The sequence below is a fragment of the Paraburkholderia madseniana genome, from assembly GCF_009690905.1.
In the GTDB taxonomy this organism is placed as follows: Bacteria; Pseudomonadota; Gammaproteobacteria; order Burkholderiales; family Burkholderiaceae; genus Paraburkholderia; species Paraburkholderia madseniana.
The window spans coordinates 21,543-33,323 of the sequence record NZ_VOSW01000030.1 but is presented as its reverse complement, the minus strand read 5'-3'; the positions used below and the strand labels follow the sequence as shown (position 1 = coordinate 33,323).

Below are 11,781 nucleotides of genomic sequence, written 5' to 3'. Positions count from 1 at the left end.
GAAAAGAGCGATGAACCAGCAGAACATTGAAAACGGGAGTGTCGCACAGGTTACGCACCTTCCTGAGCCTGAGCCGTCGTACGGCCGTCATGCGGAAGAATCCACCGTGTCGCTGCGTGCTCCGCGCACGCTCGCTGAAACCGGACTGCCGCAGGAGTTCGTGACACGGCTCGTACTCAAGTCCGTCCTGCTGCACGGCAAGTCGAGTTTCGCGGATCTCGCCGAACGGCACAAGTTGTCGGTGGGGGTACTCGACGACGTGCTGGCATTTCTCGTGCGCGAGCACCTTGTCGAGATCACCCACCGCGGCGCGAATGACATCGACGTGCAGCTTCGCCTCACGGACAGCGGCCGCAATCTCGCACAAGACGAAATGACGCGCTGCAGATATTGCGGCCCCGCCCCCGTCGAGTTCGACGACTATGCAGCAAGCGTGCGCGAACATTGGGTTCGTTGGATCCGCATCACGCAAGGTGACGTAAGTTCGGCATTTCGCGACGTGGTCGTCGATCACGCGTTGCTCGGTGCAGCGGCGACATCGCTCAATGCCGGGCGGCCTTTGATGCTGCACGGCCTCGCAGGAAGCGGCAAAACGTTCCTCGCCGAGCGGCTCGGACTGCTGCTGCGCGGCAACGTGCCGATTCCCTATGCGCTCTACGTCGGCGGCGAAATCGTGCAGCTTTACGATCCACTCGTGCATCGCGACGCACCCGAGCAGAGCCAGACGCAGACGAGCGACCGGCGCTGGCGCATGTGCCGCCGCCCGGTGGTGATCTCAGGCGGCGAGCTGACGCTCGAAGCGCTCGACCTGCGCCATGACGCCACGGCCGGCTTCTACCAGGCACCACCGCACATGAAAGCAAACATGGGTCTGTATATCGTCGACGATCTTGGGCGCCAACGCATCGCGCCTCACGACCTGCTCAACCGCTGGTTGATGCCGCTCGATCGGGGTGTCGATCAGTTCACGCTGCAATCCGGCTCGCGCTTCGTTGCGCCCTTCGACGTATGGCCGGTGTTCTCCACCAATCTTGCTCCGGCCCAATTCGACGACGCATTCCTGCGCCGGCTCGGCTCGAAGCTGTACGTCGGACCCTTATCGGTCGACGACTATCGCGCGGTCTTCAACGCGCGTTGTGCTGCACTCAAGCTCACTGCTACGCAAGCCTCATTCGATTACCTGCTCCACAACCTGCATCTCCCGACCGGCAAACCGTTCCTGGCCTGCTATCCAGGCGATCTGCTCAATCTGGTCTCCGCCACGGCGCACTACCGCGGCACGGCGCGCGAAGTGACGGGGGATGGACTGCGCGAAGCATGGCACAGCTATTTCGGCACCGCGATGGACCACGACAGTACTTACCCACCTACGGCCGACCGGCCGGGCCAACAGTTAGCCGCCGGTTGACCGGCAAGTGTCCAACGACCTACGCAGGAGTATCACCATGAAAAACAGTCGCGCTTTAGTCATGCTGGCCGTCGCCATGCTGGCCGGTCTGGCCGCCGTGGTCTTCGCTTCTCGATGGCTGATACAAACCTCGTCGAACGCGGTTACGCCTATCGCGGTTGCGGCGGGCGATGTCAGTCTCGGCGAGCCGCTCAACGCCAGCCTGATCCGCACCGTCAACTGGCCGACGGGAAGTGTGCCGCCGGGTGCATTCACCGATCCGAAATCGCTCGAGGGCCGTGTGGTGCGTACGAGTCTCGGGCGCGGCGAGCCCGTGATCGAGGCGAAGCTCGCACCGATCGGCACCAAAGGCGGCCTCTCCGCTGTCATCGGCGAAGGTAGCCGCGCCATCACGGTCCGCGTCAACGACGTGGTCGGCGTAGCGGGCTTCGCGCTGCCGGGCAACTACGTCGACGTCATCGTGAACACTCAGGAACCGGGCAAGAGCGACGCTCAGCAAAGCATCTCGAAGATTGTGCTGGAAAAGATCCTGGTGCTCGCGGTGGCCCAGCAGGTCAATCGCGACGACACGGCGCCGAAGGTCGTCAACGCGGTCACGCTCGAAGTCACGCCTGACCAGGCGGAAAAACTCGACCTTGCGCGCAGCGTCGGCACGTTGTCGCTGGTGTTGCGCAACCAGGTTGATAAGGCGATGCAGGCGACCGGCGGCGCCACGAAGTTCACGCTGCTCGGCACACCTGCAGCGGTACCGGCCTCGGCACCTGCCGCTTTGCCCGCGCGTCCGGCGCGCGTGCACTACGCCGCACGACCAGCGGCGAAGCGAGATTGCGTGGGCGTCCTCTCGGGTGCGTTGGGCAGTGTCGAATGTTTCTAGGGCGGATGCGGCGGCGTCTGCGAAGACGAGCCGCTGCAACTGGCACCACTAAGGCAAATAACGGAAGTCTCGATCGACCGATGTCGAGAAACGGGGGCAGGAAAATGAAAACGAAACTGAGGTTCTCAACCGGTGGTGCGATACGTAACCGCTCGCTGAGCGGCGTCGTACTCGCCTCGGCGTTGTGCACCGGATTGCTTGTCGCACAAAACGGCTCAGCGCAGGAAGCGCTCGAGAGCCCAGTGCTCGCGAAGGCCCGGCCGAATGCGCCGTTGCCGGTGGGCCGCGCGCCAACGCCGATGATGGTCAGCATGGCGCCAATGCCGGCTGGCGGGGCAGCCGGCGCATCCGTGCCAATGCGCGGCCCGAACTGCACTGGAGAGATCCACGAAGAAACCAGCGTCGTCGTGCCGGTCGGCAAGTCGACACTCTTGCCGCTCGCCGAACCGGCACGCAATCGCACGCTCGGCAATCCGACGATCGTGCAAGCCACGCTGGTGTCGCCGCGCACGCTTTACCTCGTCGGCATGGCGGTCGGCACGACCAACATGATCGTTCAGGGACGCAGCGGCGGATGCCAGATTATCGATGTGATCGTCAACATCGACGCCAACGGCTTGCAGCAATCGCTCGGACAACTGTTGCCCGGCGAGCGTGGCATCCGCGTATCGACCGCTGCGGGCAACCTGGTGCTCGGGGGAAGCGTGTCGAGCTCGCCGGCTGCCCAGCAGGCGCTGGAGATCGCGAAGGCCTTTGCGAGCGCACAGCCCACCCAGCAATCGCAGAGCGGAACCGGTGTCCTCGGCAACGGGACTCCCGTGAATCAGCAGAGTTCGAGCACCAGCAAGCCGGCCGAAGTGATCAACATGATGACGGTCGACTCGCCGCAGCAGGTGATGCTCGAAGTCAAAGTCGCCGAGGTGTCGAAGACGCTCATCAACCAGATGGGCGCGGCGCTCAACATTCAGGGTGGCTTCGGCTCATGGAGCGGCGTGCTCGCGAGCAACCTGCTGGCCGGTGTAACGAGCCTCATCTCGGGCAGCAAGGCGAACAACCGCCCGTTAAGCTTCGCCATCGACGCGCAGAAGACGGACGACCTCGTCAAGATCCTCGCCGAACCGAACCTCGTCGCCATCAGCGGCCAGGAGGCTACTTTCCTCGCCGGTGGCAAGATCTTCATTCCAGTGCCGCAGAGCAGCAGCACGGGGGCGACGACCATCACCCTGCAGGAAGAGGAGTTCGGTGTCGGCCTGAAGTTCACGCCGACCGTTCTCGCCAACGGCCGCATCAGCCTGAAGGTCGCACCTGAAGTGTCCGAGCTGTCGCCAACCGGCATCACGCTCAGCGCGACTAACGTGAGCGGTGTGTCGATTCTGCCGCTCATCACGACGCGTCGTGCATCCACGATGGTCCAGATGAACGACGGCGAGTCGTTTGCGATCGGCGGCCTGATGAAGAGCAACGTGACCGGCGCGCTGAAAGCCATTCCCGGCATCGGCGAAGTGCCGGTGCTCGGAGCGCTGGCACGCAGCACGTCATTCCAGCAGGACCTCACGGAACTGGTGTTCATCATCACGCCGCATCTCGTCAAGCCGCTGCAGACCGCCGACCTGCCGCTGCCGACGGACAGCTTCTCGCAACCGAACGAAGCCGACGTCTACGCAACCGGCAACATGGAAGGCCGTCACCCGAAAATGCGTGCCGCGCCTGCCGGCACTGCCCCGGCTGCCTCGCCCATGCCAGCCCCGGCTTCGGTGAGCCCGGCGGCACCGCTGCCCTCGCCCGCACCGGCGCCGCAACCGCCCACCGGGCCCGTTGCGACGGCGTTGCCGCAGCCCGGCCCGCAGGCCGCGACGCCCAGCGCCGACCGGTCGCGCCCCATGCCGGATACGGCGGCGGGCTCGGCGGCGCCGCTAACGGACACGCCACGATCCGCGGACGCCGAACAGGCGGCCCGCGCCGCCCGTATCGAAAGCGCCGCGGCACGGATCGCCTCCCGCAAGGTTCCGCAAGAAGTCGCGAACGCGGACGCTTCCACCCACGCGATCGAACATTGATGTGATGCCAAGGGGAATCTCATGAAACAAGAACACTTTGCTTTCGCACGCTGGGCCGCGCTCATCGTGCCGGTCTGTGCAGCGCTCGGCGGTTGCATGTCGAGCACGCCGATCTGGGACGCGCATTTTGGCGAGGCGCTCAAAACCGTCACTCAGGCGCAGATCATCGATCCGCACGCGGCAGAACACGCTCAGGCGGCTCAGAGCATGGACGGCAAGTCCGCCGCTTCGGCGATGGACACCTACGACAGATCATTTCAACAACCCCCACCGTCGCCGAACGCGTTTGTCATCGGCATCGGAAGCGGGGGCGGCGGGGCCAGCGGTCAGTAAGAACAATATGCTCGGGGGGGCGTCATGCGTAGCGTCAATCAGTCAGGCAGGTGTGGTGCGGCTCGTCGAGGCGAGCGCGGCGCAGTGTCCATCATCGTCGCGTTGTCGCTCGTGGCGCTGATCGGCTTCGTCGGCCTCGCGCTCGATCTCGGCAAGCTGTACGTGACCCGAAGCGAGTTGCAGAACAGCGCCGATGCCTGTGCGCTGGCCGCCGCACGCGATCTCACCGGTGCAACAGTCAATCTGTCTGTCTCCGAGGCGGCCGGCATCACTGCCGGCCACCTCAACTACGCGCTGTTCCAGAGCGGCGCCGTGCAGATGACAACAGACAGCAGCGTGCTGTTCAGCGATTCGCTGAGCAACCCGTTCCTGCCGAAGAGTTCCGTCGCCACCCCGGTGAACATCAAGTACGCAAAATGCACAACGTCCAAGGCGAACATTGCAAACTGGTTCATCCAGGTGCTTGGCGCGTTCAGCGGCACGAGCGTAGCTAATGCAACCGTTTCCGCTACGGCCGTTGCAACCGTCGGTGCCGCGCAAACCACCTGTGCGATTCCGGCGTTCATCTGCAAGGCCGGAACGGAGACTACGCCGCCGACCGCAGGCGAGACGTATACGGTCGGGCAGTGGATCGCGTCGAAAATCGGCGCCTCTCCAGCATACGGACCAGGCAACTTCGGCTGGGCCGCCCTCGACGGCAGCAACAGTGCCAATTCGATCAAGAATGAATTGACTGGAAATTTTTGCTCCTTGCCCGCCACCGGCGCGAACATCGGCTCGACAGGCAACATGGTCGCCGACTCAGGCGCCTGGAATACACGCTTTGGTATCTACGGCACCTCGTTCAAGGGACCTGCCGACGGCCAGCCCGATTTCACCGGATACGCTTACACCGCAACAACGTGGACCGCGCAGAGCAACGCATATAGCGACTTCGTCAACGAGCGCAAAACGTTTCAGCCCTATCAGGGCGACAAGGTCACCGGCTCCAACACCAAAGGCACGTACAGCGCCAGCAACTACCCGCTCGGCGCCGACCGGCGTCTCGCACTCGCCCCCGAACTGGATTGCGGCGTGCTGGCGAGCAGCCACCAGGCTCCGGTCATTTCCTGGGATTGCGTGCTGATGCTCGACCCGATGGACTCCGGCGGGACGGCCGGCCCGGTCCATCTGGAGTACCGCGGTTCGTCGTCGGCGCCGGGAAGCCCGTGTGCAACGCAGGGTGTGCCTGGTTCCGGCAGTTCGGTCGGGCCGCAAGTACCAGTATTGCTGCAATAGGGGACTGTCATGAACAAACGCTCTACCCGTCCAGCACGCATGCGCGGTGTCGCCGCGGTGGAATTCGCCATCGTGCTGATTCCGCTCGTGATGCTCGTCGCCGGCGTGGCCGAATTTGGCCACGCAATTTATCAGTACGAAGCGCTCACGAAAGCCACGCGCGATGCCGCTCGCTATCTGTCCACCTACCTGCCGAGCGATAGCGCCTACCCGCTCGCGCAGGCCCAGTGTCTCGCCGTCTATGGCAGTACGACCTGCGCGGCGCCGGGCAGCGGTACGGAGCTCGTAACCGGTTTGACGACCTCGATGGTGATCGTGTGCGACAGCGCGCACACGACCAGTTGCGCCGATGCCTCCGACCCGGCGCAGTTCACCAACGTCCCGACCTATGACAACAACAACGGAACCGGGCCTTCGAACGCAGCCGGCAGCATCAATCTTGTCGAAGTCAAGATCAAGGGGTATCCGTACTCCCCGATCCTGAACTACTTCAATCTGTCTACGCTGAAGTTCGGCAACATCGTCACCGTGATGAGGCAAGTGTCATGAACCCGAGCCCCGTTTCCCAGCCACTTCGGCTACGCGCACAACGCGGTGCTGCCGCCGTGGAGTTCGCGCTGGTCGCAGGCATCTTGTGCACCTTGCTGATCGGCGTTTGCGAACTGAGCCGTGCGCTTTTTTACTGGAACACCGCGAGTGAAGCGGTGCGCCTCGGCGCACGTACCGCCACGGTCTGCGATGCCGATGCCACGGTGATCAAAAGCAGGATCACAAACCTGCTGCCGTTGCTCGCCACGTCCAACGTGAGCGTTACGTACACACCCTCTGGTTGCGACTCCGACGCCGCCACTGCACGCAGCACGTGCACGTTAGTCACCGTCAGCGTGACCAACGTCAGCGTGAAAACCATGATTCCGTTCGTGCCCCTCACGCTCAAGATGCCACCGCTCACCACCACCCTGCCGCGCGAAAGTCTCGCGACGTCGACAGGCGGCACCGTCTGTCAATAACACAACATATCCAGGCAGCCACGACCATGATCAACATTCTCATCACTTCGGAAAACGCCGCACGGTTGTCCCAGATCGTGAGTCTGATCGGCGAATGCGGCAACTATCGCACCACCCGCGTGGCCGGCAGACCGTCGTCGCTAGTAGAGCGCGGCGATAGCCTCGACGCCTTCGACGTGCTGATCGTCGACGCTTCGTCGCTCGAAACCGCCGAGCTTCCGGTTGTCGGCAAACTGTGCCAACGGCGCCCGCAGGTCACATCGATCCTGCTGATGCCCGATGCGTCGCCACAGACGCTGATCGAAGCCATGCGCGCCGGCTTTCGCGACGTGCTCGGCTGGCCGCTCAACAAGGCTTCGCTCGGTGAAGCGCTGTCGCGCATCGAGAGCCAGTTGGTGCAAAAAAATGGCGCGCACGAAACGCAGATCGTTTCGTTCCTGTCCTGCAAGGGCGGAGCGGGAACCAGCTTCATCGCCAGCAACGTGGCTCATGCGATCTCGGATAGCCAGCAAAAACGTGTGCTGCTGATCGACCTCAGTCAGCTCTTCGGGGACGCAGCCTTTCTCGTCACCGACGAAAAACCACCCTCGACCTTGCCGCAGATGTGTGCGCAGGTAGAGCGGATGGACGCAGCCTTCTTCGACGCGTGCCTCGTGCACGCGAGCGACACGTTCCACATACTCGCCGGCGCCGGCGACCCTATCAAAGCGTCGGAGATCAAGGAGGAAAGGCTCGAATGGATTCTAGGCGTCGCCGTTCCGCGTTACGACGTGGTGATTTTCGATCTCGGCCAGTCCATCAATCCGCTCTCCATCCTGGCGCTCGATCGCAGCAACCAGATCCATCTCGTCTTGCAGGCGAGCATGCCGCATGTACGCGCGGGCCGGCGTCTGCAGGAGATTCTGGCGTCGCTCGCTTATCCGGCTGACCGTACCCGGCTGCTTCTGAACCGGTACACGCGCCATGGGGAGCGCGCACGGGCCGCGCTGGAGGAAGTTCTCGGCATGCACCCCTATCAGGTCATCCCGGAAGACACCGAGACCGTGTCGGAATCCGTGAACCACGGCGTGCCGATCACAAAGATGAGCCGCAATAACACCGTGTCGCGCAGTCTGCTTGCGCTCGCAAACAACATTGTCAGCCTGTCGGCGGGACCCGAGGGGGTGCGCGTGAAGGGCGAGCCGCTGCTCACCCGCTTCTTCGGACGCAGCCCGGCACCGAAGCTCAAGGCTATGTAATACACCCCAGGAGACCATCATGTCGCTGCGTGAACAGATTTCCGCTCAACGCGTGCAGCCGTTCGGCGAACGCGAAAACGCACAGTACTCGCCGAACCAAATGGCGCGGAGTGCTTACCAGAAACTGAAACGGGAAATACATCAGTGCGTGCTCGAGCGAGTCGAACTGGAACGTCTGGCGCGAATGCCTTCCGAGCAGATCCGTCACGAAATCGGCGCGCTCATTACGCGCATTCTCGAAGAAGAGAAAGCGCCGGCCAACGATCTCGAACGCCGGCAGCTGGTGATCGACGTCCATGACGAGATGTTCGGGTTCGGTCCTCTGGAAAGCCTGCTGCGCGATCCGACGATATCCGACATTCTGGTCAACACATACAAGCACACCTACGTCGAACGCAAAGGCCGGCTCGAACTGACCGACGTGACGTTCTACGATGACGCGCACCTCATGAAGGTGATCGAGAAGATCGTGTCGCGCGTCGGACGGCGGATCGATGAATCGAGCCCGATGGTCGACGCCCGTCTTCCAGATGGCTCACGGGTCAATGCAATCATTCCGCCATCCGCGGTCGACGGACCGCTGCTCTCGATCCGGCGCTTCGCGGTCAATCCGCTGCAAGTCTCCGACCTGGTCCAGTTGCAGAGCCTCACGCCGCCGATGGCGGAAGTACTCGAAGCGCTGGCGCGCGCGAAGGTGAACATCCTGGTGTCGGGAGGGACCGGCAGCGGCAAGACGACGCTGCTCAATGTCCTGTCCGGCTTCATACCGGACGATGAGCGCATTGTGACGATCGAAGACGCGGCGGAACTGCAAATGCGGCAGCAGCACGTGCTGCGACTCGAAACGCGGCCGCCCAACATCGAAGGGCGCGGCGAGATCACGCAGCGCACGCTGGTGCGCAATGCCCTGCGGATGCGGCCTGATCGCATCATCCTCGGTGAGGTGCGCGGCGCCGAGGCGCTCGACATGCTCAACGCGATGAACACCGGTCACGAAGGATCGCTCGCCACCATCCACGCGAATACCCCGCGCGATGCACTGACTCGCCTCGAAAACATGATCAACCTCGGGGGCCTGTCGCTGCCGACCAAAACCATGCGCCAGCAAGTTTCATCGGCCATCTCGGTCGTGATCCAGGCTGCCCGGCTGACTGACGGCAAACGCAAGATCGTTAGCATTCAGGAGATCACCGGCATGGAGGACGACATCATCAACATGCAGGAAATCTTCACGTTCAAGCGAACCGGCATGGACGAGAACGGCAACGTGCGCGGGCGGTTTTGCGCGACCGGCGTGCGGCCCAAATTCGCCGAGCGCTTGCAGGCGTTCGGCATTGCATTGCCTGACGCTATCTACGATCCCGGACGGCATTTCGAAACCACGTGATCCGGCTGACCCGATCCGCTCATTGACTCTCTGCGGTCTCAGGAGACACGCATGACCCCGATCTTTTATGCATTCGCCATCCTGCTGTTCCTCGCTGTCGTGCTCGCGCTCGAGGGCGGTTACCAGTGGTGGAACAATCGTCACGGCCCTGCCGCCCGCCGGATCGAATCGCGTATCCGCGCACTATCCGCCGGCGGCCAGGTTCATAAGGAACGCTTGACGATCCTGAAGCAGCGCATGTTGAGTGAGTCGGCACTGCTCGACAAGCTGCTGATGCAACTGCCTCGCATCCAGACGCTCGACTTGTGGATCCAGCAATCCGGGCTCAAGTGGTCGATTGCGCGGTTGATCGGTACGACTTTCGTTCTGCCTGCCACCGTGCTCGCTCTCGCCACGCTCACGCCCGTACCGACGACGATCGCCGCGCTCGGCGCCTTGTCCGCATCAGTGCTGCCGTTCCTCCATGTGAGCCGGCGGCGTAGCAAGCGGCTGCGCCAACTTGAACGCCAGTTGCCTGACGTCGCCGACATGATTAGCCGCCCGCTACGCGCAGGACATGCGTTCTCTAGCGCAATCGGCATGGTCGGCACCGAATTCGCCGAGCCGATGGGGGGTGAATTCCGCATCACCTTCGACGAAATCAACTACGGCGTCTCACTGAACGAGGCCTTGATGAATCTCGCGACGCGCGTGCCGATCCGCGATCTGCGTTACTTCGTGATCGCCGTCCTCATTCAGCGGGAGACGGGCGGCAATCTCGCGGAGATACTGGACAGCATTGCAACGCTGATCCGCGAACGTATGAAGCTGTTCGACAAGATCCGCGTGCTGTCTGCCGAGGGCAAGTTGTCGGCGTGGATACTTGGCCTGCTGCCCTTTGTCACCGCGGGGTTCATGATGGTCCTTAACCCCACGTTCCTCGAAGTGCTGTGGCAGGACCCGGCCGGCCTCAAGGTCGTCGAGACAGTGGTGTTCTCCATGTTATGCGGCGTGCTGTGGATGCGGCGCATCGTGAAAATTCGCGTCTGATTGCACTTTTCGCACACGCGCCGCAGATCAGGAAATTAAGGAGCTGTCATGCAAACGCTCGACTCAATGCATATGCTGTTGCTGGTCGGCCTTTTCGCCGTGGTGTTCGGCGCGGTATTCGCCGCAATGCTGCTATTCTCGCCGCGCGATATGCGTCGGCGTATCGAACAGGCAGGCGGGACCACCCTCCCCATGTCCGACCCCGGCACCATGCCGTCAGGCTCGGCATGGCTCGAAAAGCTCGCCGAGATTTCGCAGCCGATTTCGAAACTGTCGATCCCGACTGAGGGCTGGGAAAACTCGGCACTACGCGTGCAAATGATGAATGCGGGTTGGCGCACGCAGGGGGCCGCCGCACTCTATTTCGCCGCGAAAACCCTGCTCGCGCTCGCGCTGCCGCTGATTGCACTTACGTGGCTGGCCAATACCTCGCTCGCGACGCAGCAGTACGTGTTGCTGTCCCTGCTCGCCCTGCTCGGCGCGATCGGCTACTACCTGCCGAATTTCGTGCTGACGCGCCGCATTGCATGGCGCAAGCGGGCAATTTTCGAAGATTTTCCCGACGCGCTCGACCTGCTAACAGTGTGCGTCGAAGCGGGCCTCAGCCTCGACGCGGCGTTGATGAAAGTGGCGGGAGAAATCGAACTGCGCAGCCCGGTGGTCGCCAGCGAACTCCAACTGATGCTGCTCGAAATGCGCTCCGGGTTTGCCAAGGAGAAGGCGTTACGCAATCTTGCTTTGCGCACCGGTGTCGAGGATGTCGATTCCTTTTGCGCAATGCTGGTTCAGGCCGAACGTTTCGGCACCAGCATCGGCGCCTCGTTGCGCGTGCTTTCGGACACGCTGCGCTCACGCCGCCGGACGCGCGCCGAAGAACAGGCATCGAAAATCGCGCTGAAACTACTATTTCCGCTCATTTTCTGCATCTTTCCTGCCCTTCTCACCGTCCTGCTGGGGCCGGCGTTTATCCACATCTACCGGGTTCTCCTCCCCACTTTGAGTGGCGGCTAGCAGGTGGTCGAGCGAGTTGCACTGCCAGGGAAACACGAGACGGCACTGCGCGCGTCGGTCATCGGCGACGCGTTTCGAATCTTATTTCCTCGGTATAAGTGCGCATTTGTCCACCGGCGAGTCGGGACGTTATCCCTGTATAGAAGTTTTGCGTAC

The 11,781-nt window shown here is 62.6% G+C and carries 11 protein-coding genes; all 11 read left to right on the top strand.

Features of this window, described 5'->3' with window-relative positions:
• Nucleotides 1–10 precede the first annotated feature (10 nt).
• Nucleotides 11–1,408 carry an ATP-binding protein gene (locus FSO04_RS17340; protein ID WP_154560853.1) on the top strand — a complete coding sequence of 466 codons (1,398 nt, stop codon included), beginning with the start codon at nt 11–13 and terminating at the stop codon, nt 1,406–1,408.
• Nucleotides 1,409–1,445: 37 nt separating this feature from the next.
• A complete protein-coding gene (gene cpaB / locus FSO04_RS17335; protein ID WP_154560852.1) occupies nt 1,446–2,282 on the top strand; it encodes a Flp pilus assembly protein CpaB in 837 nt (278 codons plus the stop codon).
• A 104-nt stretch (nt 2,283–2,386) separates the two neighbouring features.
• Entirely contained in the window at nt 2,387–4,339 is a 1,953-nt protein-coding gene (locus FSO04_RS17330; RefSeq protein WP_154560851.1) for a type II and III secretion system protein family protein, read from the top strand.
• Between the two features lie 21 nt (nt 4,340–4,360).
• Nucleotides 4,361–4,672 (top strand): hypothetical protein, encoded by a 312-nt coding sequence (locus FSO04_RS17325; protein ID WP_154560850.1) that lies wholly within the window; start codon nt 4,361–4,363, stop codon nt 4,670–4,672.
• Between the two features lie 24 nt (nt 4,673–4,696).
• A complete protein-coding gene (locus tag FSO04_RS17320) occupies nt 4,697–5,950 on the top strand; it encodes a TadE/TadG family type IV pilus assembly protein (protein ID WP_154560849.1) in 1,254 nt (417 codons plus the stop codon).
• 39 nt (nt 5,951–5,989) lie between these two features.
• A complete protein-coding gene (locus tag FSO04_RS17315; RefSeq protein ID WP_166618198.1) occupies nt 5,990–6,499 on the top strand; it encodes a TadE/TadG family type IV pilus assembly protein in 510 nt (169 codons plus the stop codon).
• Nucleotides 6,496–6,960, top strand: coding sequence for a TadE/TadG family type IV pilus assembly protein (locus FSO04_RS17310; RefSeq protein ID WP_154560847.1), 465 nt, complete (start codon nt 6,496–6,498; stop codon nt 6,958–6,960). The genes FSO04_RS17315 and FSO04_RS17310 overlap by 4 nt, the downstream gene beginning before the upstream one ends.
• Before the next feature lie 26 nt (nt 6,961–6,986).
• Nucleotides 6,987–8,198 (top strand): CpaE/TadZ family protein, encoded by a 1,212-nt coding sequence (locus FSO04_RS17305; protein ID WP_154560846.1) that lies wholly within the window; start codon nt 6,987–6,989, stop codon nt 8,196–8,198.
• A gap of 19 nt (nt 8,199–8,217) precedes the next feature.
• Nucleotides 8,218–9,585: a TadA family conjugal transfer-associated ATPase gene (locus FSO04_RS17300; protein WP_154560845.1), complete on the top strand. Its 1,368-nt coding sequence runs from the start codon at nt 8,218–8,220 to the stop codon at nt 9,583–9,585.
• Nucleotides 9,586–9,636: 51 nt separating this feature from the next.
• Nucleotides 9,637–10,614 (top strand): type II secretion system F family protein, encoded by a 978-nt coding sequence (locus tag FSO04_RS17295; protein ID WP_154560844.1) that lies wholly within the window; start codon nt 9,637–9,639, stop codon nt 10,612–10,614.
• A gap of 48 nt (nt 10,615–10,662) precedes the next feature.
• Entirely contained in the window at nt 10,663–11,625 is a 963-nt protein-coding gene (locus tag FSO04_RS17290; protein WP_154560843.1) for a type II secretion system F family protein, read from the top strand.
• Nucleotides 11,626–11,781: the final 156 nt, after the last annotated feature.

What these genes read in the sequence shown, in the direction of transcription:
- FSO04_RS17320 (WP_154560849.1), top strand. Translation starts at nt 4,697, where the DNA reads ATGCGTAGCGTCAATCAGTCAGGCAGGTGTGGTGCGGCTCGTCGAGGC.
- FSO04_RS17325 (WP_154560850.1), top strand. Translation starts at nt 4,361, where the DNA reads ATGAAACAAGAACACTTTGCTTTCGCACGCTGGGCCGCGCTCATCGTG.
- cpaB (WP_154560852.1), top strand. Translation starts at nt 1,446, where the DNA reads ATGAAAAACAGTCGCGCTTTAGTCATGCTGGCCGTCGCCATGCTGGCC.
- FSO04_RS17290 (WP_154560843.1), top strand. Translation starts at nt 10,663, where the DNA reads ATGCAAACGCTCGACTCAATGCATATGCTGTTGCTGGTCGGCCTTTTC.
- FSO04_RS17315 (WP_166618198.1), top strand. Translation starts at nt 5,990, where the DNA reads ATGCGCGGTGTCGCCGCGGTGGAATTCGCCATCGTGCTGATTCCGCTC.
- FSO04_RS17300 (WP_154560845.1), top strand. Translation starts at nt 8,218, where the DNA reads ATGTCGCTGCGTGAACAGATTTCCGCTCAACGCGTGCAGCCGTTCGGC.
- FSO04_RS17340 (WP_154560853.1), top strand. Translation starts at nt 11, where the DNA reads ATGAACCAGCAGAACATTGAAAACGGGAGTGTCGCACAGGTTACGCAC.
- FSO04_RS17310 (WP_154560847.1), top strand. Translation starts at nt 6,496, where the DNA reads ATGAACCCGAGCCCCGTTTCCCAGCCACTTCGGCTACGCGCACAACGC.
- FSO04_RS17305 (WP_154560846.1), top strand. Translation starts at nt 6,987, where the DNA reads ATGATCAACATTCTCATCACTTCGGAAAACGCCGCACGGTTGTCCCAG.
- FSO04_RS17330 (WP_154560851.1), top strand. Translation starts at nt 2,387, where the DNA reads ATGAAAACGAAACTGAGGTTCTCAACCGGTGGTGCGATACGTAACCGC.
- FSO04_RS17295 (WP_154560844.1), top strand. Translation starts at nt 9,637, where the DNA reads ATGACCCCGATCTTTTATGCATTCGCCATCCTGCTGTTCCTCGCTGTC.